The organism is Hymenobacter seoulensis, from assembly GCF_054780535.1.
Map to the genome: position 1 here is coordinate 191,215 of NZ_BAAGWD010000002.1, position 21,606 is coordinate 212,820.

Sequence of the window (21,606 nt, forward strand, 5' to 3'; positions counted from 1 at the left end):
TTTCACAACCTCGCAACTTCACAACTTTACCAACAAGAATGCTCAACCGTCGCACGCTTCGCATCAAGGTCATGCAGTCCCTCTACGCATATCATCAGGCAGTTGGGTCCGATTTTTTATTGGCCATTGACCGGATTGCGGATGCCTTCGCGCCCGATTTGAATTCGCCCGAGCCCCAGGACCGCAAGCAGTTGCAGGGCCAGCGCAAGATGTCGGAAGTCATTTTCAAGGAGTGGCACAAAACCGGCGAAGAGTTCGAGAAGACGGACGACGCTGATGTGAACGACGCCGTGCAGGACGCCATTAAGTACTACCAGCAGGCCGTGAGCAAAGATGCTTCGTTCTATGGTGGCCAGATGGTGCACGCCGCCGAGAGCATTCACGACCAGTACATTCACTTGCTCAACATTCCGGAGGCGTTGCTGCAGGTAATTGAGGAAGAGAAAGTGCGCGACTCGCGCCGCTTCACGGCCGCCAAAGAGCCCCTGCTCGACGCTACGCGCTTGTTGGAAAACCAGGTAATCGAAAAGCTCATCAACAACCTGCAGCTCCAGGACCTGACCATTCGTCGCTCCCTGAAGTGGCACGGCGAGGAAGAGCTGGACGCGTTGCGCCAAGCCTGGCGGAGCGAGATGAAGCAAGATCCGGAGCTCTTGAGCTACCTGGCGGCCCCGGCCGGTAACTACCAGGAAGACCAGGAAATTCTCAAGCACATCTATAAAACCTACGTGTTCAAGGGCGAGAACCTGCCCGCGTACATTGAGGAAGACGACCTGAACTGGGAAGAAAACCGCGCCATCGTGAAAAACCTGGTGGTGAAAACCGTCAAGATGCTCGACGAAGCGGCGGACGAAAACCTGGTGCTCATGTCGCTTTCAGCGAACTGGCAGGAAGACAAGGAGTTTGCCGAAAGCCTGTACAAGCAGACGCTGGCCGATGATGAGAAGTACGAAAAGCTGATTGCCGAATCGGTACAGAACTGGGACGTGGAGCGCGTGGCGCTTACCGATAAAATTCTGCTGAAAATGGCCCTCTGCGAGATGCACCTGTTCCGGGCTATTCCGGTGAAAGTGACCATCAACGAGTACATCGAAATTAGCAAGATTTACAGCACGCCCAAGAGCAAGCAGTTTGTAAACGGTATTCTGGATAAATTGGCGCAGGATCTGACCGCCAGCGGGGCCATCCGGAAATCGGGCCGCGGGCTGCTGGATAATCAGTAGGTTCAACGCAGAACCGGACCTAGGCGGAAAAGCGTAATATTAGCGCAGTTCTATATCCTACGGCGCAGTTCTACGTATCTACTCATACTCCCTGTCTCACTTCTCACCCTCCGTACTCATTTCTGTTCATCATGGGTAGCAAAACCACTACCGGCATCCTTTGCTTTGCCGGCGGCGCCCTCACCGGGGCCGTTATCGGACTTCTTTACGCACCTGAAAAAGGCCGCGAAACGCGTAGCTGGCTGAGCTATCAGCTGGAAAAGTACCGCGAAACGCTGGCCGACTTGACCGAGAACCTAGTAACCAGCCGCACCGACCAGGGCCCCAGCTCCGCAAAAAGCGAAGGCCAGCGCGTGATTCAGGACGCCAAGAGCAAAGCCGAGCAGCTGCTCGGTGATGTTGATCAGCTTATCAACCAGATCAACTCCCGGAAAACGGTTTAGAAATGCGCTGAATACCCGATGTGCTGAAGTGCTGATTGGCAGATACCTGCCAGCAGCATTTCAGCACATCTTCATTTTTAGTACCCGCCAATGGTAGGTACATTTGTACAATATTATGGGGTGCCGGCGGCCATCAGGCTGGCACTCTTAACAAGGTTGTTCTGGCCGCTCCAAGTGGAATAGCAAACACTAGCGTCAGTCAGCAAACCTTCTGCAGCACCGCCTGCACCCTGAATTGCTCATTAACTCAACTCAATAGAATGCATCTCATCACTCTTATTCCCGGCGACGGCATTGGCCCCGAAATCACGAAAGCAGTAACCGATATTTTCGCGGCGGCACAGGTGCCGGTGCAATGGGAGGAGCAGAACGCAGGCCAAACCACCTTCGACCAGTCGGGCGAGCTCATTCCGCAGGCGCTGCTCACGTCGTTGGAGAAAAACCGGGTGGCACTGAAAGGTCCCATCACGACCCCGGTAGGCAAAGGCTTCCGCAGCATCAACGTAACACTGCGCCAGAAGTACGACCTCTACCAGAACGTACGCCCGGCCAAAACCACGGAAGGCATCGAGACGCGCTATTCAAATATTGACCTAGTGCTGTTCCGTGAGAATACGGAAGGCCTGTACGCCGGCCTGGAGATCTTCGACGAGCAGAACGGCATCGGCGACTCTATTGCCCGTGTAACCATTTCGGGTGCCCGTAAAATCTGCCGCGCGGCGTTTGCGTATGCTGCCAAGCATGGCCGCAAAAAGGTAACGCTGGCCCACAAAGCCAACATCCTGAAAGTGCCCGGCAAAATTATGCTGGATGCTGCCCAGGAAGCCGCTCGCGAATTTCCCCAGGTGCAGTACGAAGAAAAAATCATCGACAACATGTGCATGCAGCTGGTTACCAAGCCAGAGCAGTTCGATGTGATTGTAACCACCAACCTGTTCGGCGACATCCTGTCGGACCTGTGCGCTGGCTTGGTAGGCGGACTAGGGGTAGTAGCCGGCGCGAACATTGGCGACGATATGGCCATCTTCGAGGCCGTGCACGGCTCGGCTCCTGACATTGCCGGCCAAGGCAAAGCCAACCCAACGGCGCTGCTGCGTTCGGCCCTGATGATGCTGCACCACATTGGCGAGCACACGTACGCCGACAAAATTGAAAAAGCACTGGAGCTGACCCTGAAAGACAAAGCCAAGTGCACCGGCGACCTGGGCGGCACGGCTACCACCACCGAGTTTGCGCAGGCCATCATCAACAACCTGAGCCACTAGTAGGTTGAGAGTAGCAGAAGCTTTCCGCTAGGCCCTGGCACAAACGCACGTGCTGTTGTGTTACGGCCTGGCGGAGGGCTTCCGTAGGCAACGAATAATGCCGTACTTTCACCACGTAAATCGTTTTCAATAAGCTGCTGACATAACAAGCCGTAGCTTCTTTTTTTACTCAACATGAAACGCAATCTTTTTTCTGCTTTCCTGCTGTCGGGCGTGCTGCTGCTGGGCGCCTGCAATAACAACAAGGCTGAGGTAGGTGCCGAGGGCATGAACGCGGCCGCTGCCAACGCCAGCGAGGCGGTAGCTAACCCGGTAGTAGACAACCCGAACGTAACCGGCGAAACGGAGGCTCCGAACCCCAATGCCCCGGTGATGACCTTCGCCGTAGCCGATCACGATTTCGGCGACATCAAGCCCGGCCAGGTAGTAAAACATACGTTTGAGTTCACCAACACGGGCAAGTCGCCGCTGCTGATTGAAAACGCTACGGCTTCCTGCGGCTGCACTACCCCCAACTGGACCAAAGAGCCGATTGCGCCCGGCGCCAAAGGCACCATTGATGTGCAGTTTGACTCGCAAGGCAAAACCGGCATCCAGAACAAAGAAGTAGCCATCCAGGCCAACACGCAGCCTACTATCACGAAAGTGGTAATTAAGGCCAACATCCTGCCCGAGAGCACCAACGGTCCTACACGCTAGGGTATCTTCAGAAGCTAACTACTGAAAGTTGAGGAGTAGTACGGCCCGGGCCGGCTGCCCTTCAACTTTCTGTTTTTCAGCGCTTTTCTTTTCCGTATATTCCTCTTCCTATGCTTGCTACGCTTTTACTCCAAGCCGCTTCCGGCGCTAATGGCCTGATTTCCTACCTGCCCCTAGTTGGTATGGTCATCGTGATGTACTTCTTCATGATCCGGCCCCAGCAGCGCCGCGCCGCCGAAGCTAAGGCCTTCCGGGCATCACTGGGCAAGGGCTCGAACGTGGTTACCATGGGTGGTCTGCACGGGAAAGTAGTCGACCTGAACGAGGACACCGTTACGATTGAGGTAGATAAGGGCGTACGTCTGCGCTTCGACCGTTCGGCCATTGCCCGCGAAGTAGCCAGCAAAAATTCTGCTCCCGCTGCCTAGGTACTAGGTCTGCTGCTGGCTCAAACCGCTTGCTGATCGGGTTCCGGTTGCTACCTTGGCTAGGAGCCCGCTAGGGCCCCGGGTAAGCGCAACCTGCTGGGGGCAACTAGTGCCTTCTTTGTTCTTCTTAAGCTTTCCGCCTCGTGTCGTCTGCTCGTCCTGACCGTTTGCTGCGCTGGTTTGTCAACCCGTTTTTTGGGCAGGAGCGGAGCTATTGGCGGGCCGTAACGGCGTGCTTTCTAGCGGCCAGTACGTTCTGGCTGCTCAATGCCTTCAACAAGACGTATACCACCCGCATTGCGTACCCTATTGCGTGGCGCTACGATGAAAGCCGTTTCATTCCGGTGAAGCCGCTCCCGAAAGAAGTGCAGGTAAATGTAACGGCGCGCGGCTGGAAACTGCTGCGGCGCCAACTCATGCTGGATGTAAAGCCAGCCGAGTTGCTGCTGGGTGCGCTGCCAACCACTAGGTACGTAACCAGCCGCATGTTGCGGCCGGCCCTGCAGCAGGCCATGGATGGGCTCCAATACAATTACCTGATTGCCGATACGCTTTGGGTAGAATTTGACCGCTTGGTGAGCCGCAAGCTAGCGTTAGGGCTGAGCCCGGCCGCCGATGGGGCTGCGCTGCCCTATGCGGCTCGCTTTGAGCCAGATAGCATTGTGTTTCGGGGGCCGGCGGGCAAGGTGAACACGTTGCCCAGCCCGTATCCGGTGCACCTGCCTCAGGCCCCGGCTGGCTCCTCAACCGGCGATATACAAGTCCCTATTGGCGGCCCCGACCTCGTGCAAACCAACGTGCAAGATGTGCGTGTGCGGCTGCTGCGGCGCCCCGTCGTGACGGTACCCGTGCAGGTAGTACCGGAACTGCTTGATGCTCCGGCTGGGCATGAGTATAAGTTTTCGCCGGCCACCGTGCGGGTTCGGCTCCAGTTCTTCCCAGAGGATACCGCGGGCTTTAAACCAGAGCAGGTGCGCGTGCAGCTGCACTATGGGCAGTTCATTAACCGCGACTCCAGCCTGCGGCCTTTTCTGGCTGAAAAACCCGTGCAGGCCCGAGGCTATCTGCTGCTTACGCCCGGCGTTCGGGTAACTTCAACGGCGCAAGAATAACCTTTCGGCATGCTGAAAATAGGAATTACGGGCGGTATTGGCTCCGGCAAAAGCGTGGTATGCCGGCTGTTTCAGGTGCTGGGCGCCCCCATCTACGACTCTGATGCCCGCGCCAAATGGGTAATGGCGCACAATACCCAGCTTCGCGACGAGCTACTAGCTGCTTTCGGATCCGAAACCTTCGATATGCACGGGCAGCTTAACCGCAGCTATTTGGCGCAGAAGGTCTTTACTGATCCTCCGCAGTTGGCCCGCCTCAACAGCCTAGTACATCCCCACGTAGGCCGCGACTTTGAGGATTGGGCCGCGGCCCGGCAGGCAGAGGGCTACCCTTACTTGATGAAAGAAGCCGCCCTGCTCTACGAATCTGGCGCGTACCGACAGCTCGACCGCATCATCACGGTGTACGCGCCGCTGGAAATCCGGCAGGCCCGGGTGCTGCACCGCGACCCACACCGCACCCCCGATGACATTCAGAACATCATGGGCAAGCAGATGAGCGAGGAAGAGAAGCTGCAACGGGCCGACCACGTTATCTACAACGACGACCAGCACCTGCTTATTCCACAGGTACTTACCCTGAATGCGGAGTTCAGAGGCTGAGCAGGCCTAGTCGCCTTACCGAATAATCGGGCTTCTTTCAAAGGGCCGCGTGCGGTCAAAGAGGTAGCGGTATGTGATGTGGGTTTTATAGATGCGGGCGCCAATGGAGCGGGTCAGGGCCAACATACGCGGGTTGAAGTCGCCAATCCAGTTCATTTCGATATCGTGGTAGCCGGCGCGCATAAACTGAGCGCGGGCATGCACCATCATGGCGGACTCTATGCCTTTGCCTTGCCACTCGGGCACTACCCCGAAAATAACGCCAAACAGCTTTTTGTCAGTTCGCTGCATGTATTTACGCTTCTCCCACAGGAAGCGCAGCTTCCCTACTAGGCCAAAACTGCGGCCAATGTGCTTGAAAATCTGGTTGAGCTCGGGCAGGCTTACAAAGAAGGCAATGGGCTCGTCGTTGTGGTAGGCAAACCAGAGCAGGCGCTCATCCAGCACGGGCTTCATCTCACGCACCAGTTCCCGGGCTTTGTCCAGGGGCATGGGGTTGATGCCGCTGTGGTTGGCCCAGGCCAGGTTATACACGTGGTGAAAGTCTTGGGCTAGTTTTTCGGCCTCGCGCTTGCTAGCGTGCTCAAACCGAAACGTAGGGTACTGCTGGGCATATTTCTCCATGGCCCGCCCAAAGGTTTCGTGCAAAGGCGTGGCTACCTCCCGGTAGCAGGTATACTGCTTGAAATACACCTGAAAGCCGTAGTTCTCGAACAGCTGCTGATAATACGGGGCATGGTAGAACATGCCGTAGTTGGGCTCGGTGAAGCCCGCCGTCAGGAGGCCCCAAAACCGGTCCCGCTCCCCGAAATTGATGGGCCCATCCATAGCGGCTAGTCCGCGCTGGCTTAGCCACAAGCGGCTAGCCTCAAACAGTTCATTAGCGGCCTGCTGATCATCAATACACTCAAAAAAGCCCATTCCGCCTACCGGCAGCGTTGGGTCGGTTTGCGGGGTTTGGTGGTTGATAAAGGCAGCTACCCGCCCAATAACCTCGCCGGCAGGGCTGGTAAGTATCCAGCGGATGGCCTCGCCGTGGGCAAAGTTATGGTTGCGCTTCGGGTCGAAAACGGCTTCAATCTCGTGGTCGAGCGGACCAATCCAGTTCGGATGGTTCTGGTAAATGCGGAAGGGCAAATCCAGGAACTGACGGCGGTGCTCAGGGGTCGTGACTTCAAGTAAAGGCATACAGAAAGGAAGCAGAAAAACGCAAGCCCGGCAAAGAAAAGCAGTTGGCGCTTACGGGCGGGGTAGTCGGAAAATAGAAAGGACCTTGATGCCCTCTACCCGCAGCGTATAAATTTCAGTGCCTACAGAATCAGTGTAGGATTGCGGGTGCCAGCGGTAGGAAGTAATGAAGTAATTGGCTTGCTCCAGCGGCACGTATTGAATGCGCTGGCGCTGTTGAGCCTTTAGAATCAAGCTGTTGTTGTAAACTGGAGCTACTAATGGCAGACGGGTGCTGAACGTAATCGGTCCTTGGGGCTGGTTCTGGAGCAGCCATTCCACTCCACGTCGGTAGGCAACTCCCCAATGGTCGCGCTCAAATAAGGCCTCTACCGTAGGGGCGGGCAGGAAGCTATAGTACAGGTTCTGGAAAGGGTGCATCCGCACCATGCGTACAAAGGTATACAGGGTTTCGAAGCTGGCCAGTAGGCCCAAGCCTAGCGCCAGGTTGTGCCAGCGTTGGTGTTGCCGCGCTGCACCCGCTAAGGCCAAAAGGCCCCGCACGGCCAGCAACACCAACGCTGGGTACACAAAATACAAGTGCCGCCAGGTATCATAAAGCGACGAATGTAGCACGATTACCAGCAGAATAGGGCCTAGTAGCCAGCCAAGCAAGAGTAAGTCGAACTGCGTTTTGGCATTTCGAAGTGCCAGCCAGCCAGTTTTAATACTATGCGCAGTCACGCCTACTACCCCTACACATGCGGCCAATACGTACGAAACCGGGGTAGTGAGAATAATCCATACCGGAATGTAATGCCACGGCAACGCGTTGGCTTTGTAAGCCTGCCCGAAGTAATAGTTAGTTAGGCTCCATTTGAAGTGGCTCATGCTCCGGAAGGCGGCGGCAAAGTTTCCAACGGGGTCTTCCCAGAGATAAGGCCAGCCTACCACCGTGGTTACTACCGCAACCGCTACGCTGATACCCAGCAGGCGCGCGCGTTGCTGCCGCTCCGGAGCGGCAAGCCAGGGCCAGTCTAGCAGGAGCAGCCCAAGCGTGAACGGCCCCAACAGGCTACCTAGAATGCGAGCATCCACGGCCAGCCCAATGGCTGTACCATGCACGACGGCCCGCAAGTAAGTCGGGCGCTCTTTCAGCCTAACCAGCGTAGCCATGCCGAGGGTAAACAGGCCCAGGAACAGGATGTCTTTGCCATTGTAAAACCCTTCCGCAAAGATCCTCGGGGAGAGAACTAGGAGGAAGGCAGCGAGCAGTGCTAGGCGCCAGTCCTGGAAGCGGATACGGCCTATCTGGTAGGTGCTCCAAATGCCCAACAGGAAAGTGCCGAAGATGAGCAGGTGGCGCATGTAGTAATACGCCTGCGGATCATGATGTGTAAACAGGTAGCTGAGTACGGTAACCGGAATTTCGAAAACGACGCCATGGTCATTGTCGGGGTAGCCTTTCAGGGGCGGAATCTGGTGCACGGAAGGGTCTTGCCCTACTTTCTCCGGGAAAACCAGCTCGGCCATATACTTCACGTTCACCAGCCCATTGAGGTGGTCGGTCGGCTCATCCCAGGAAACGCCGTAGTCGCGGTGCAGCGCTACCCCCACCAACGCCAGCAACCCAAAAAACAGGCCCACCACCCAGCGTTGGCCGGCACTAGAGTTGTTGGAAAACCACGTTGATACAGGCATAAGGGTGGCTGGCGTGTTTAGTATAGAGATAGCAAAAGCGGTGCGGATATCAGACGCAGATAATCAGGGCATAGCCCGCTAGGATATCCTTGGGGCGAAAGCCTTCGGAAAAAGCAGCCATCTGCTTCAGCAGAAAGGCGGCTCTGCGGTCAAACCATAAAACACGGCTAAATTCGGCAATTCATTGCCAACTTTTGGTTTGTTTCCTGTGCTGCGTAGCATTCCCCGATACATTTGGCTGCTAGCCGCGTTTCTGCTGGTGCTGCGGCTGGCCCTGAACCTGCTCCTTAACCCAGGGCTGGAGTGGAATTATGATGAGCGCCGAAACGGCCGCATTGCCGATAACTACCTAGCCGGCCACGGCTACGTAAGCCAGGATCCGGTACGCAAAACCCTGCGACCCGATGCGTTTCACGCCACGTTTCCGGTGTTTGTGTACATCGGGTGGGCCAAGACCGGGTTGCCCCGCCACTACCTCACGTTGCTGGTGTATGCCGCTGCGGCGGGGTGTTACTTGCTCGGGGGGCTGTACGTTCAGCGCACTCTTCGGCACTTTGGCGTTTCGCCGGGCCTAGCGTGGGCCGGGGCGGGCGCGTGGGCTCTCTCACCCGGAGTGGTGTACTACGTGGGAGCTTTCTGGTGGTACGAGAACATTACGCTCCCTCTCCTGATCCTGGTAGTGTACAAGCTGCTGCGCCTTTCCAGCGGCCGCCCCCTACGCTTGCTCGATGGTCTGCTGATTACAGGGGTAGTGCTACTTTCCTGCCTGCTGCGCGGATACCTGCTGGCGGTGTACGGGGCGCTGTTTGCCGTGTTCTTGGGCCTAATGATGGGCCGACGAACTGCGCGCCGGCAGCGTACAGCCGCCTGGGCGCTAAGCCTGACGGTGTTGTTTGGTATAGGGCTGGTGCATGTGCCCATCCTGCTGAAAAACCACCGCTTGTTTGGGGCGTACGTGCTAAGTAACCAGGCGGGGTTTGAGCTGCTGCAGGGCCATAACTCCGTAACCAACGGCCGGTTTATGTTTGACTGGGATGAGCGCACCGGTCCCTTCGATCAGTATGTGCGGGCCCAGATTCCGCAGCTTGACTCCCTGACCCAGTACCAGGAAAGCCAGGCCCGCAGCCGACTAGCCCGCCACTGGATAGCAACCCATCCTGGGCAGGAAGCGCAGCTCTGGGTTCGTAAAACGCTGCTGTTCTTTTCACCTGAGAACTTCATTGCCGACGCCCCTCGTACCCCCTGGAACCCGTTTACGGCCCTAATTCACGTAGCCTTTTTCGGGGCCCTGCTCCTAACTATTTTCCACTACCGGGGGCTGCGTTTTGAAGCGCCTGATGCCCTGCTCCTGACGCCGCTCATAGCCGTGTGGGCGCTGAGCCTGGTGTTTTTTGTGGGCTTTCGGTGGCGCTTTTTTGCCGAGCCAGCCATGCTGCTGTTCCCAATTATAGTCTGGCATCGGTTGCGGCGCCCGCTCCCTGCGCCGCCAGAACAGCGCCACTAGGCATTTCCCCATCACCAACCGGCGGCTAGTGGCAACCTGCTCAAAACAGTGCTCACCTGAACTAATAGCCGCCGGGCTGTTGATGCCAAGACTACTAGGTCTACTTTCTGGAGAAGGCCAGCTTATCCTTTCTGGTCTTATCGGCTATCTTATCTCGGAGAATTTCGTAGCCTGAAGCGTGGCGCGGCTTAGCCCGGATAACATAACGGTACAGCCGCCACGAGGCTCTAGGTGCTCTACTCCGCTCAACCCCCTAGCAAAACAAAAAAGGACAGCCGTTTCCGACTGTCCTTGTAGTGTGGGAGATACTGGGTTCGAACCAGTGACCCTCTGCTTGTAAGGCAGATGCTCTGAACCAGCTGAGCTAATCTCCCGAGGGGTACGCGTACTAAATAAAGTGGGAGATACTGGGTTCGAACCAGTGACCCTCTGCTTGTAAGGCAGATGCTCTGAACCAGCTGAGCTAATCTCCCATGGGCGTGTCCCGTTTGGGATGGCAAATATGGGAGGTCATTTTCGAATACGCAACTCTTTGTGCCATCTTTGGCCAGAGAAATTTTTGGGGCCGCGCTCGGTTAGTGAGGCAACGCATTACCAATCAGAAGTTTCAGGAGTATACATGCAGTGAGTCGATTTCTGAAAATTTCTTTACTAACCCTGTTTTTACTGCTTGGCGGGCTGGTGGGTGGCGTATGGCTCGGACAAAATCGCATCATCGGGTTGTTCGTGGCCGAATTAAATCGGTACCTGCAGGTGCCGGTGCGGGCCAGCCGGCTCGAAGTATCCGTGCTCGACCAATTCCCCCGCCTGTCCGTGACGTTGCACGACGTGGTAATGGACGGCTCCCTGCCCACCGACACCGTGAAGCTAGGCCGGGCCAAGCGGCTGTATTGTGCCTTTGATGCCTGGGACCTGCTAGCCGGTAATTACCGCATTCGGGCGGTGCGGGTAGCCGATGCCGTAGTGCGCGTGCGGCGCAATGCCCAAGGCCAACCCAACTACCTCGTGCTGCGCCCCGATACGGCTGCTTCAGCCGCAGACCAACCGTTTGCAATTGAGCTGGAAGGCATTCAGCTGGAGCGTGTGCGCATCGTGTACGAAGACTCTTCGCGGCGGCAGCACTTTGCCCTCCGAACGCCCAATCTGAAAGCAGCGCTAGGTATCACCGACACGCGGGTAGAGGTAGCTGCGGAAGGCGCCGCGCTGGTAGAAACCCTGCGGCTAGGCTCTGATGACTACTTCCGGGCTAAAAACCTCACGCTAGGCACTACGCTAGTCGTTGATCGGGCCAGCCAACGCGTTACCATCCAGCCATCCAAGTTACAGGTGGGCCTAGCGGCTTACACCATCGCCGGCACCGTCGACTATCGGGCTGCCACTCAGCTAGACCTGCGGTGCGATGCAGCCGGCACCGATATTCAGTCGGTGCTGGCGTTGTTGCCGCCGCGCCTCACCAAACGGCTGGCTGGCTACCGCAGCAAGGGCGCGGTATACTTTGGCGGCACGGTGCGCGGCGAACTATCGGGCCAGAAAAACCCTAGGGTGGCGGTACAGTTTGGATGCCAGGATGCGTCCTTTTTTCACCCTGAATACCAGCAGGCCGTCGACCACGTGTACCTGACCGGCTCGTTCAATAATGGCACTGCTCACTCCGTGAAAACGGCCGTGCTAGCCCTGAAAAACGTGCGCGGACAGCTCAGCGGCCGCCCATTCAGCGGGCAGCTGCGGCTGGAAAACTTTACGGCGCCGCACCTGCAGCTCCAGCTCCGCGCCGACGTAGATGTGGCGCGGGCCATTCGGTTTTTCCCGCTTTCGGCGGTGCGCCAGGCTAGCGGCGACGCCACCCTAGCCCTGAATCTGGACGGAACCTTACAGGAGCTGCGGGCCCGGCCCACTGCCCGCCAAGCCAGCGGCGAGCTAACCCTACGCAATCTGCATTTGCAGCTACGCGCTTTCCGCCAGCCCTTCACGCGCCTGAACGGCCGGCTGCAGCTGCAGGGGGCTGATGTATCGGTGCCGGCTTTCAGCGGCCGGCTTGGCAACTCTGACTTCCAGGGCCGGGGCACGTTGCGCAATGTGGCCGGCTGGGCCTTGAAGCCCCGTCAGCCCTTGCGCCTGGAAGCTGTGATGAGCTCTAATCTGTTGGATTTCAATCAGCTATTGTACGTCTATCAGCCCGCTTCTGGTGGCAAGATAAATGGCGGGCGCCCTGGGCGCGCGGAGGGGTTGCGCGTGCCGGCCAACCTAGCGTTTAGTGTACAAGCCAGCGCCCGGCAGGTGCGCTTCCGGCGGCTGCGGGGCCGAAATCTGCAGGGCAACCTGCGCCTGCAGGGGCAAGTGTTCAGCTCCACGGGCCTGGCCTTAACAGCCGCCGGCGGCCGAACCAGTGTGCGCGGCACCGTGGATGCCCGGCAACCCCAGCTACTCAAGGCGCACACTCTCATGAGCTGCCAGCAAGTGCCGCTCGACAGCCTGTTTTACGTGTTCGAAGATTTTGGTCAGCAGTTTATCACCCAGCGTCATGTGCGGGGCTCACTCACGGCTACTGCTGAGGCCGACACGTACTTCGATGCCCACCTTTCGCCCCTCACCGACCGGCTAGAGGCAGAGGTGCATGCTACCGTGCGAAACGGCGAACTGCTGAATTTTGAGCCCATGCAGAAGCTTAGCTTGGTGGCAAATCGGGCTACGCTACGCCATTTGCGCTTTGCTGAGTTGAAAAACAGCCTCTACATTCAGAGCCGCACGGTCTATATTCCCGAAATGGACATCCGCTCCAACGTGAAAGCCGCCGCCCTGATTCGGGTAACCGGCACGCATACCTTCGACCAGCAAATGGACTACCACGTCCGGATTCCGCTGCTGCCGGGCCTGCTGCCCTGGGCCAAGGCCCGCGCCGAAGGGCCCATGCTGCGCCTCGCCATTCAAGGTTCGGAAAGCAGCTTTACCGTGCGGCCGGAACGGGCCACCCCCACCCACCCGGCCCCATCGCCAGTGCCGGTTGCGGCCCGACCTAATCCTAGTAGCCCCTTGCCTCAGGAAAGGCCTGCTGCTACCCCGGCCCCACGCCCCAACTTTGAACTGAAGAAGCCCGCCAAAAAGCCTGCTCAGCCACAAACAGGTGAATATTTTGACTTCTAAAGCGGCAGCACGGAATAGCTTGCTGCCTGTTTGTTAATCAAATTGTCTTTGAGAAACAGGTGCTTATAGAATAGGAAGTAGCTGTTTGCCTATAGATTGCCGGGGCTGCCTGCAGGCTAACCAATCCGGAACGGTTGCGTTAAGGGTATCTGGTTTATCTCCACCCTGTTTTCTTTCCAACCATGAACGATACGCAACTCTTACAGAACTACTCCGACCAGGAGAAAGCTGCCTACCTGAGTGTGATTGCCAGCCTAGCCTCTGCCGACCGTGAAGCCTCGGCGGCTGAAATAGAATTTTTGCAGCAGCTAGCGCACCAGGCTAGCCTGAGCGGCGGTGCCACGCAGCAGGTTATATCGGCGGCCAAAGACGCCAGCAACGAAAGCATCAAAACCAATCTGGACACTTTGCGCTCCAGTGAGTTGCGGTACTCTTTGGTTACTGACCTCATCAGCTTTGCCCGCGCCGATGGCGCCTACTCCAACACGGAGGAGGAAATGGTAAATAAAATTGCGGCCTATCTAGGTATCAACCAGCAGCAAACCCAGGCGCTGGAGCAGGTAGTAGACCAGGCGGCTCAAGTGCCACATGATGCCAACGACCCGGGCAAGCAAGGCTTCCTGAGCGGCATTTCCGACAAGCTCGATAATGTTGGTATTCCGAAAGGTGCGCTTATGGCTGGCCTGCTAGGGGTAGTAGCTCCTATGGTCATTTCACGCGTAGTGGGTGGCCGCAGCCAAGGCGGTATGATGGGTGGTGGCGGTGGCCTCCTCAACAGCGGTATGGGCGGCCTGCTTGGTGGCGCGGCTAGCAGTGGCATGGGCGGCTTGCTCGGTGGCCTGCTGGGTGGCGGCTTGCTCGGCGGAATGATGGGCGGTGGTCAGCAACAAGCTGGCTACGGCAACTATCCGCAGCAAGGCAGCCACGTAGGTAGCGGCGGCCTCGGCTCTCTGATGTCTATTCTTGGCGGCCTGGGTGGCCAGCCTAACTCGCAGCCCCGCAGCGCCGGCGGTGGCGGCTTGGGCGGCCTGATGGGCGGCGGCATGGGCAGCTTGCTCGGCGGCCTGCTGGGTGGCCGGCGCTAGGCGCAGCTAACGGCATAAATTAACCAAAGAGGCCCTTGTTGCAACTGCGACAAGGGCCTCTTTGGTTTGGCGCTAGGTCTCGATTACTCGGCAACCACTGCTGCCGGCAGCGCCGCCGGATTGGGGTTGCCGCCTTGGCCATCAAAGGGGCCGGCCAGCTGCACTACCGTTGTGCCCGCATTGGCAAAGGAGCCGCCATGTTTTTCTACCAGACTGATCAGTAAATAATTAAGTTCTTCTTTTACATCCAGATACTCATCGTAGTTAGTGGTGTTTACGAAGTACTGCACGGTTACCTCTTTGGCCGTAGGGGTGAGGGCCGCAAATTTCACCTGGGCATCTTCGCCTACCAGCGCATGCGCCTGGATAGTGGTGCGGGCATCGTCCACAATGGCGCGTAGCTGCTCGCTAGTGGTGCTTTGGCTAAGGGCTAGTGTGAAGCCCACGCGGCGGGCAGTACGCAGCGAAAGATTGTCTAAGGGCTTGTCAATCATGCTTTTATTCGGCACCGTGACGTAGCTTTTCTCGGCTGTGCGCAGGCGTGTGCTCCGAAACCCAACTTTCTCCACGGTTCCCGTGATACCACCCACCGTTACTAGGTCGCCCACGGCAAAAGGCCGGTCGAGGAAAATGGTAAAGGAAGCAATCAGGTTTTCTAGGCTCTCTTTGGCCGCGAAGGCCACCGCCAGGCCGCCAATACCCAGGCCGCCAATCAGGGCCGTTACGTTCACGCCAAACACGCGGCTCAGCATCACTAAAAAGGTGAGGGTGAGCACAAACACCTTTAGCAAATCCTTGGCAAACGGAATCAGCTGGTTGTTGAGGCGGGAAGGGGTAGCCTCGGCCCGGCGCTGAAACACAATGACCATGAAGTCGATAATGCGCAGCCCGATCCAGCCTAGGCCCCCGAATACCGCCAACTGAAACATACGGAACAGCGCTACCTGTGGCCAGGGCTCATTGCGGGTAAGATCAGAGCTGCGCACGGGGTAGTTGAGTACCTGAAAAGCAAAGTAGGCTGTAATCAGAAACACCACCACCGAGATGGGCTGAATCAGGAGGGCCTGAAACTGAGTTTCGCTGACTCCTTCGGTCCGCTTACGGATAAAGCGGAAAACCAGCTTCGAGAGCAGCCGCGAAAGCAGCGTTTTGAACGCGTACCCGAATAGCAATATACCCACGCACCAGAGGTACGCGGCTATGTTGTTGCCTAGAAATCGGATGTGAAGAATTTCCTGAAGGGTCATATACAGAGGTGTTGGGCTGACGCGCCTAGGCCTTAGCTAGTGGTCTGCTGATCAACGGGTTTGTAGCGAAACAGAGGCTAGGCCGCTACCTTGCTCACACGCCTGAAGCCAAGCTATACCAACTGGCGCAGCGCCATTTCAAACGACTTCTGGGCAATGCCGGTGCGGGCATCGCCTTGCTTGCGCGTGCGCTCCAAGGCCGAGCGGATAATGCGCGACGTATCCTGGAAAATGGCTTGGTCGGTGATTTCAGCGTTGGACTCCATCAGGTAGGCGAATACCCGGGCCATGCCGCAGTTGGCAATAAAGTCGGGGATAACGGAGGTGTGGTCGTCAGCAAACTCGCCGGTAGGTCCGAAGAAGATTTCGGGGTCTTGGAACGGCACGTTGGCACCGCAGGAAATAACTTCCAGTCCGCCCGCTACCAGCTGCTCTACTTGCTGACGCGTAACCAAGCGTGAGGCCGCTGCCGGAATAAATATTTCGGCTCCACTGCTCCAGATGCGCTGGTTTACCTCCTCAAACGAGAGCAGATTGCTAGCGGTCAGGGCATTGCCTTCGCGGCGCAGAAACAACTCCCGTATTTCTTCCAGCGAAAAGCCTTCTTCCTTCATCAGGCCCCCAGCTCGGTCGATGATACCGGTTACAAGGGCACCTTGGCTGGCTAGGTAATAGGCCGCTGCAGCGCCCACATTGCCCCAGCCCTGCACAATGGCGCGCTTGCCCTGCACCGAGCGGCTGCCCCACAGCTCGTAGTAATGACGAACCGCCTCGGCTACTCCATAGCCCGTGATAAGGTCGGCAACGGTGTATTTCCGGCTTAGGTCTGGCGAGAAGCTAGCGTCTTCCAGCACTTTCACTACGCCTTGGCGCAACTGGCCCAGCTTCTGAATCTTCTGGGGCTCCGTAGCGCGGTAGTGTCCGTTCACGATGCCTTCCTGCGGATGCCACAGGCCATAGTCTTCCGTAATCGGAATTACGTCGTGTATTTCATCCACATTCAGGTCGCCGCCGGTGCCATAATAGGCTTTCAGCAGCGGAATAACTGCGCGGTACCAGCGCTCCAGCACGCCGCGCTTGCGTGGGTCCTGGGGGTCGAAGTTGATACCGGACTTGGCACCGCCAATGGCCGGCCCCGACACGGTGAACTTCACTTCCATGGTTTTGGCCAGGCTTTCTACTTCACGCTTATCCAGGCCTTTGCGCATGCGGGTACCGCCGCCGGCCGCGCCGCCACGCAGGGAGTTAATTACCACCCACCCTTCTGCTTCGGTTTCGGCGTCTTTCCATTCAAATACTATTTCCGGACGTTTATTCTCAAACTTGGCCAGCAGGTCTTTCATCAGCAAGAATTCAGGGTGGGGGTGGAGATTTCTGGCGCAAAGGTAAGAATGCCCCGGCCGGCGGCCACAAGTTTGTGCCAAGCGCCACGCAGCCCGCCGGCCCCCGATATTTTGCACCGCAGTAGGAGAACTACTAGGCTATTGCAACCCGCCAAGTAGGTTTTAAGCGGTTTCGTTGACCTTTTACCCCTAGTATTCCGTAGAAGGAACACCGGTGCAATTCCCCTGAATTTGTAAATTTTTTTGGCCCCTGGTACACCGAAAAGGAACTATGCAGGTGCGGAATATCGTATTACGCATATTCCTGCATACCCTCCCCCAGTACCACCGTTGTAACGACAATATGAAACCATTGCTTTCAAGAGTAGAATCTAAAAAAGTAGACAAGGCAGCAGCCATGCTGAAAGTGCTAGCCCACCCTAAGCGGCTGGCCATCGTTGATCTGCTCGGCAAAGAGGAAAAGATGACCGTAACGGAAATCTACCGCTCCCTGGATTTGCCCCAGGCTATTGCTTCCCAGCACCTGATAACCCTCAAAGACCGTGGCATTCTGTCGTCGTTCAAAGTGGGTACCAAAATCTATTACTCCCTCTCCATTCCGAAGCTGCTGGACGTAATCGATTCGCTGGAAGACTGCTGCGACACCATGTAAGTGCTCGGCCCGCGGGTAGTACCTGGGGTTAAGAAAGGCGCCAACGGTCTGAAAATATAAAGCCCGCCTGCGTAGCAGGTGGGCTTTTTTATGGGAGTTACTAGCGTGTTGTTGGGCTCGAACCTAAGCCGTTAGGCTATGTTAGGTTGGCGCTCCAAGTCAAACAAGTCGGTCAGTACATCAATCAGCTGGTCGGCTTCACCACGCTTGCAGGCTGCTTTCAGCTGTAGTACTGGTTGCTTGAGCACCTTTTGCATCAGGGAGCGAGTGATGTCGTCCATGCGCTTGGCTTCCTCAGGGCTCATCTTCTTCTGGAAGCGGTCCATTTCTTCAAGGCGGATCTGCTCCAGTGCGTTCTTAAGTTTCTGGATGGTCGGCGACACCATCATCTCCTTAGTCCAGTCCTGCAGCCCAACCAGGCTTTCCTCAATAATGGCCCTCACCTGCGGCACGGCGGCCAAGCGGCGCTCTAGCGCAGCCGAAGCTTTGCTGTGAATAGCGTCAATATTATACACCAGCACGCCGGGTACTTGCTCCACGTCAGAAGCAATGCTGCGGGGCACTGAAAGGTCGATGAAGAACTTGTAGCTCAGCACGTCCAGGCGCTCCACCATGTCGTGGGTAAAGAACGGCTCGTCGCGGGCAATGCTGCTGATGATAACGTCGGCTTCCTTCATGCCCTGTACTAGGTCCTCAAAGTCGAGCACCTTCAGGTTGCACTCCTGCGCCAGCTCAGCCGCTTTGGAGCGGGTCCGGTTGCAGATGGTAACATCCTGAAACACCTTGCTGTCGCCGAAGTGGCGGCAAACGTCAGCGCCAATTTCACCGAGGCCTACTACCAGCACGCGGGGGTTGGCCACGTCGGCCGTCAGCTCTTCTACCAGCTCCAGTGCCGCGTAAGAGGTGGAAGCTGCGCCGTCGCGGAAGGAGGTTTCCTGCTGTACGCGCTTGTTGGTGAAGAACACCGTGTGCAGCAAGCGGTGCAGGAAAGGGCCTGCCGCATCAGCATCTGCCGACCACTGATAGGCCTGCTTTACTTGGTTGCTGATCTGTAGGTCGCCTACTACTTGTGCATCGAGGCCCATGGCTACCTCAAAGAGGTGACGCACGGCATCGGAGTGGCGGTCCAGAATATCGAAATACGGAAAGTAATCCGTTACTTCCGGCAGGTTCTTGAGCTGGCCCAACGCCTCAATGATAGCGGGGCTCTGGTCGCGCTCAGCGGAATAATAAATTTCCGTGCGGTTGCAGGTGCTCAGCACAAGCAGGTCCGTGAGGTCCAGCTCGTGGCGTAAGGTATTGAGAAAGCGGCGACAGGCGGCCTCGTCCAATGCAATCAGCTCCCGAATTTCTAGGGGAGCTTTCTTGAATGACAGACTAACGGCCTTGAATGGATGGAGCATAGCGGTTGCTAGTGCGAGAATCAGGAGGCAAAAATACAGTACAAATTGCTAGCGTGAAAACAGTTGATAAACGCGGGTGGTTCGGGATTACGCAATATTTGCGGTAGAAGGTCGATATGGGCATATTAGCCGGCCTCGGCACTCGTTAAAACTGACAAAAATCATTCGATTACTTGGCCCAAGCGGCCGGCTGTCGGCCGCCTGGCGGGCGTGCTACCGTATCTTCGCCGAGGTTGTGCCCGTATCCGGTACCTAGTCACTCGTTGTTTCGCTCGTGCTGCCCATCCCAATTTACGATCAAAAATCCCGTATTAAGCTCGTCATTGTAGCCGTGGCGCTGCTCATTGGGGCCGCCACCGTGATATACACCAACATTCTGGTGCAGCGCCTCTCGGAGCGGGAGCAGAAACAGATTGACCTCTACGCCAAAACGCAGCGCTACATCATCAACACGGAGGAGGAATCGAACCTGTCCTTTCTCTACGATGAAATCATTGATGCCAACACTACCATTCCGGTTATCGTGACGGACGGGGAAGGCAACATTGTGGACGCTCGGAATGTGAACGTGCCCAAAAACGTAGCCGAGGAGGTTTCCATTCGCTACCTCCGCCGCGAGATTGAACTCATGAAGGAGCAGCACCCGCCTATTGTGATTGAGATTGGGGCCGGCCTGCGCAACTACTTATACTATAAAGAGTCGTCGTTGCTGACGCAACTGCGCTACTACCCGTTGGTGCAGTTGGCCATCATTGGGTGCCTAGCAGTTATTGCCTATTTCGCGTTCAGCTACTCCCGGCGGGCCGAGCAAAACCGCGTGTGGGTAGGCCTGGCCAAGGAAACGGCTCATCAGCTGGGCACCCCGCTCAGCAGCCTGGTGGGCTGGCAGGAGTATCTGCGCGAGTCGGAGCGGTTTAAAGATGAGCCGATAGTGGAGGAGCTGGGCAAGGATATCCGGCGGCTGGAAATCATTACGGAGCGGTTCAGCAACATTGGCTCGGTGCCGGTGCTCAATGACGAGAACATCTTGCGGGTAACGCAGAACGCCATAAGCTACTTGCAAAGCCGGGTATCGAAAAAGGTAACGTTTGAAATCAAAACTGACTTACCCACCGACACGCCCGCGCAGGTCAACATTCCGCTCTTCGATTGGGTGATTGAGAACATCTGCAAGAATGCCGTGGATGCTATGGAAGGCCGGGGCAGCATCACCATCCATTTGCGCCGCCCGGTCCGGAACAAGTCCCAGATTGCCATCGACATTACCGATACTGGCAAAGGCATCCCGAAAAGTAAGCTGGAAAGCGTGTTCCTGCCCGGCTACACTACCAAAAAGCGCGGCTGGGGGCTGGGCCTGGCCCTGGCTAAGCGCATCATCGAGAACTACCACCGTGGCCGCCTCTTTGTGAAGTGGAGCGAGGTAGGCCGCGGCACTACCTTCCGGGTTATTTTGAATGGCTAAGCATTAGCGGCTAGCCTCTTGGGTAGCCACCGTTTCGGCCGCTTCCCGCGCTTTCTTTACTTCAGAGCGGTTCGTGATTTCCACGTAGCTGTTGCCAGTTACGGGCTTGCCGTGGTGGGTGCCTTCTACTTTGCACATTCCTTCCCAGTAGTGCATCTTGATGCCTGCAAAAAGCTTGAGGGTAAGTTCCTGGTTGGCTACCAAGGGTGTGATGGTAAGGTCATAGCCTTGGCTGGGGATGCGCAGGTGCCATTTGCTGGGGTAGCGCTGCTTGGAGGTTGGGCTAATCCAGTAGGCTAGGGGTTCCAGCTCAAAGTCCTGCTGGCTTAAGTGCGTGTTTTGAGCCTGCGTGCCGTAGTGCGAACCGCCGCCAATGCTCTGGCCTGTAGCCTTGTTGTAGAGCTGGTAGGCCATAATTTCTTCCTTGGGCTCATCCAACTGAATGCTGAACCAGTCCCAGCCAATGTCTTTGGTGGTCACGCTGTTGCAGTTCCATTGGCGGTCGTACCACAGCTCGCCTTCTACCTGGCGCACTTTGCCGTCTATTTCAATGGTGCCGGAGGTGCTCATGCGCGGGTAGCTGTAGTAGCCCGCCTGCGCGACGGGGCCATATTTCTCGTAGCCCGTGCCGCCGTGCAGCAATACCGGCTTGAGCGGAGTAGTCGTCAGGTCGATGGCGTGGCCGGTGTGCTCGGCCATGCGGGCCTGCAGGTGGTAGCGGCCCTCCTGGCCCGTGAGTGTCCAGCGCTGGGCGCGTTTCTGCGTAGCGAGGTTGATGGGCAGGGTTGGAGCCAGTAATTGGGGTAGGCGCTCTACCTTATAATCGTAGCGGAATTGCTGCTGCCCAGGGTCGGTGAGGGCAAAGTTGACCATCTGCCAGTCTTTCTTCCCCGTCAGGTTAAAGTGGAAAAACACGTATTCCACCCCAAATACCTCACCCGTGGCTTTATCGCGCAGGTGTCCCGTGAAGTACCACCACTCCAGTGAGTTCTGCTTATGCACGGCTTCCTCCTGGGGCAGTTGAGCCCGCTCGTTAAAAACATCGTGCTTATTGGTAGGCTTGAGGGCGCAGCCGGAAATAGTAACCAAGAAAAGGGCAGCTAGCAATAAATTCTTCATACCCCGGAA

The 21,606-nt window shown here is 57.0% G+C and carries 18 protein-coding genes and 2 tRNA genes; 12 read left to right on the top strand and 8 right to left on the bottom strand.

The features are described 5' to 3' along the window. Positions 1-38 precede the first annotated feature (38 nt). The 7 genes from nusB to coaE all read left to right on the top strand — a co-directional run bounded on the left by nusB (position 39) and on the right by coaE (position 5,773). Positions 39-1,223: a transcription antitermination protein NusB gene (nusB, locus tag ACYVHC_RS08650; RefSeq protein WP_460613294.1), complete on the top strand. Its 1,185-nt coding sequence runs from the start codon at positions 39-41 to the stop codon at positions 1,221-1,223. A gap of 131 nt (positions 1,224-1,354) precedes the next feature. Beyond that, on the top strand, positions 1,355-1,666 hold the full coding sequence (locus ACYVHC_RS08655) for a YtxH domain-containing protein (RefSeq protein ID WP_125436073.1): 312 nt from the start codon (positions 1,355-1,357) through the stop codon (positions 1,664-1,666). A 260-nt stretch (positions 1,667-1,926) separates the two neighbouring features. Then, positions 1,927-2,931, top strand: a complete 1,005-nt coding sequence (locus tag ACYVHC_RS08660; protein WP_460613295.1) for an isocitrate/isopropylmalate dehydrogenase family protein — start codon at positions 1,927-1,929, stop codon at positions 2,929-2,931. 174 nt (positions 2,932-3,105) lie between these two features. After that, positions 3,106-3,630: a DUF1573 domain-containing protein gene (locus ACYVHC_RS08665; protein ID WP_460613296.1), complete on the top strand. Its 525-nt coding sequence runs from the start codon at positions 3,106-3,108 to the stop codon at positions 3,628-3,630. 110 nt (positions 3,631-3,740) lie between these two features. Then, the gene (gene yajC / locus ACYVHC_RS08670; RefSeq protein ID WP_460613297.1) at positions 3,741-4,058 is read left to right on the top strand and encodes a preprotein translocase subunit YajC; all 318 of its coding nucleotides are present in this window, start codon (positions 3,741-3,743) and stop codon (positions 4,056-4,058) included. A 143-nt stretch (positions 4,059-4,201) separates the two neighbouring features. Beyond that, on the top strand, positions 4,202-5,170 hold the full coding sequence (locus ACYVHC_RS08675; protein ID WP_460613298.1) for a YbbR-like domain-containing protein: 969 nt from the start codon (positions 4,202-4,204) through the stop codon (positions 5,168-5,170). A 9-nt stretch (positions 5,171-5,179) separates the two neighbouring features. Continuing rightward, complete coding sequence (gene coaE, locus ACYVHC_RS08680) at positions 5,180-5,773, top strand: dephospho-CoA kinase (protein WP_460613299.1); 594 nt, start codon at positions 5,180-5,182, stop codon at positions 5,771-5,773. Between the two features lie 15 nt (positions 5,774-5,788). Here the strand turns inward: coaE and ACYVHC_RS08685 are convergent, their stop codons facing one another. Together ACYVHC_RS08685 and ACYVHC_RS08690 are read right to left on the bottom strand one after the other, a co-directional pair. Beyond that, positions 5,789-6,961, bottom strand: a complete 1,173-nt coding sequence (locus ACYVHC_RS08685) for a GNAT family N-acetyltransferase (RefSeq protein ID WP_460613300.1) — start codon at positions 6,959-6,961, stop codon at positions 5,789-5,791. Positions 6,962-7,012: 51 nt separating this feature from the next. Continuing rightward, positions 7,013-8,641, bottom strand: a complete 1,629-nt coding sequence (locus ACYVHC_RS08690; RefSeq protein WP_460613301.1) for a hypothetical protein — start codon at positions 8,639-8,641, stop codon at positions 7,013-7,015. Positions 8,642-8,849: 208 nt separating this feature from the next. Between ACYVHC_RS08690 and ACYVHC_RS08695 the strand changes: the two genes are divergently transcribed. Beyond that, a complete protein-coding gene (locus ACYVHC_RS08695) occupies positions 8,850-10,145 on the top strand; it encodes a hypothetical protein (RefSeq protein ID WP_460613302.1) in 1,296 nt (431 codons plus the stop codon). 299 nt (positions 10,146-10,444) lie between these two features. On the opposite strand, the gene ACYVHC_RS08700 is transcribed toward ACYVHC_RS08695, so the two are convergent. Both ACYVHC_RS08700 and ACYVHC_RS08705 read right to left on the bottom strand, forming a co-directional pair. After that, positions 10,445-10,519 (bottom strand) — tRNA-Val (locus tag ACYVHC_RS08700). Between the two features lie 24 nt (positions 10,520-10,543). Further along, positions 10,544-10,618 (bottom strand) — tRNA-Val (locus tag ACYVHC_RS08705). A 151-nt stretch (positions 10,619-10,769) separates the two neighbouring features. Between ACYVHC_RS08705 and ACYVHC_RS08710 the strand changes: the two genes are divergently transcribed. Together ACYVHC_RS08710 and ACYVHC_RS08715 are read left to right on the top strand one after the other, a co-directional pair. Continuing rightward, positions 10,770-13,286 carry a hypothetical protein gene (locus tag ACYVHC_RS08710; RefSeq protein ID WP_460613303.1) on the top strand — a complete coding sequence of 839 codons (2,517 nt, stop codon included), beginning with the start codon at positions 10,770-10,772 and terminating at the stop codon, positions 13,284-13,286. Between the two features lie 182 nt (positions 13,287-13,468). Beyond that, a complete protein-coding gene (locus ACYVHC_RS08715) occupies positions 13,469-14,371 on the top strand; it encodes a TerB family tellurite resistance protein (protein WP_460613304.1) in 903 nt (300 codons plus the stop codon). 83 nt (positions 14,372-14,454) lie between these two features. On the opposite strand, the gene ACYVHC_RS08720 is transcribed toward ACYVHC_RS08715, so the two are convergent. Continuing rightward, positions 14,455-15,618, bottom strand: a complete 1,164-nt coding sequence (locus tag ACYVHC_RS08720; protein ID WP_460613305.1) for a mechanosensitive ion channel family protein — start codon at positions 15,616-15,618, stop codon at positions 14,455-14,457. 113 nt (positions 15,619-15,731) lie between these two features. Further along, positions 15,732-16,961, bottom strand: coding sequence for a Glu/Leu/Phe/Val dehydrogenase dimerization domain-containing protein (locus ACYVHC_RS08725; protein WP_460613306.1), 1,230 nt, complete (start codon positions 16,959-16,961; stop codon positions 15,732-15,734). A 343-nt stretch (positions 16,962-17,304) separates the two neighbouring features. On the opposite strand from ACYVHC_RS08725, the gene ACYVHC_RS08730 reads away from it, so the two are divergent. Next, the gene (locus tag ACYVHC_RS08730) at positions 17,305-17,613 is read left to right on the top strand and encodes an ArsR/SmtB family transcription factor (RefSeq protein WP_044003755.1); all 309 of its coding nucleotides are present in this window, start codon (positions 17,305-17,307) and stop codon (positions 17,611-17,613) included. Positions 17,614-17,744: 131 nt separating this feature from the next. On the opposite strand, the gene hemA is transcribed toward ACYVHC_RS08730, so the two are convergent. Then, positions 17,745-19,016 (bottom strand): glutamyl-tRNA reductase, encoded by a 1,272-nt coding sequence (gene hemA / locus ACYVHC_RS08735; RefSeq protein ID WP_460613307.1) that lies wholly within the window; start codon positions 19,014-19,016, stop codon positions 17,745-17,747. Between the two features lie 274 nt (positions 19,017-19,290). Between hemA and ACYVHC_RS08740 the strand changes: the two genes are divergently transcribed. Further along, positions 19,291-20,478: a sensor histidine kinase gene (locus tag ACYVHC_RS08740; protein ID WP_460613308.1), complete on the top strand. Its 1,188-nt coding sequence runs from the start codon at positions 19,291-19,293 to the stop codon at positions 20,476-20,478. Between the two features lie 3 nt (positions 20,479-20,481). Here the strand turns inward: ACYVHC_RS08740 and ACYVHC_RS08745 are convergent, their stop codons facing one another. Then, complete coding sequence (locus ACYVHC_RS08745) at positions 20,482-21,597, bottom strand: lipocalin-like domain-containing protein (protein WP_460613309.1); 1,116 nt, start codon at positions 21,595-21,597, stop codon at positions 20,482-20,484. Between the last annotated feature and the right edge of the window lie 9 nt (positions 21,598-21,606).

Coding starts and splice junctions, on each gene's coding strand:
- ACYVHC_RS08720 (WP_460613305.1), bottom strand. CDS start 15,618: ATGACCCTTCAGGAAATTCTTCACATCCGATTTCTAGGCAACAACATA.
- ACYVHC_RS08655 (WP_125436073.1), top strand. CDS start 1,355: ATGGGTAGCAAAACCACTACCGGCATCCTTTGCTTTGCCGGCGGCGCC.
- ACYVHC_RS08715 (WP_460613304.1), top strand. CDS start 13,469: ATGAACGATACGCAACTCTTACAGAACTACTCCGACCAGGAGAAAGCT.
- yajC (WP_460613297.1), top strand. CDS start 3,741: ATGCTTGCTACGCTTTTACTCCAAGCCGCTTCCGGCGCTAATGGCCTG.
- nusB (WP_460613294.1), top strand. CDS start 39: ATGCTCAACCGTCGCACGCTTCGCATCAAGGTCATGCAGTCCCTCTAC.
- coaE (WP_460613299.1), top strand. CDS start 5,180: ATGCTGAAAATAGGAATTACGGGCGGTATTGGCTCCGGCAAAAGCGTG.
- hemA (WP_460613307.1), bottom strand. CDS start 19,016: ATGCTCCATCCATTCAAGGCCGTTAGTCTGTCATTCAAGAAAGCTCCC.
- ACYVHC_RS08690 (WP_460613301.1), bottom strand. CDS start 8,641: ATGCCTGTATCAACGTGGTTTTCCAACAACTCTAGTGCCGGCCAACGC.
- ACYVHC_RS08725 (WP_460613306.1), bottom strand. CDS start 16,961: ATGAAAGACCTGCTGGCCAAGTTTGAGAATAAACGTCCGGAAATAGTA.
- ACYVHC_RS08660 (WP_460613295.1), top strand. CDS start 1,927: ATGCATCTCATCACTCTTATTCCCGGCGACGGCATTGGCCCCGAAATC.
- ACYVHC_RS08745 (WP_460613309.1), bottom strand. CDS start 21,597: ATGAAGAATTTATTGCTAGCTGCCCTTTTCTTGGTTACTATTTCCGGC.
- ACYVHC_RS08730 (WP_044003755.1), top strand. CDS start 17,305: ATGAAACCATTGCTTTCAAGAGTAGAATCTAAAAAAGTAGACAAGGCA.
- ACYVHC_RS08685 (WP_460613300.1), bottom strand. CDS start 6,961: ATGCCTTTACTTGAAGTCACGACCCCTGAGCACCGCCGTCAGTTCCTG.
- ACYVHC_RS08665 (WP_460613296.1), top strand. CDS start 3,106: ATGAAACGCAATCTTTTTTCTGCTTTCCTGCTGTCGGGCGTGCTGCTG.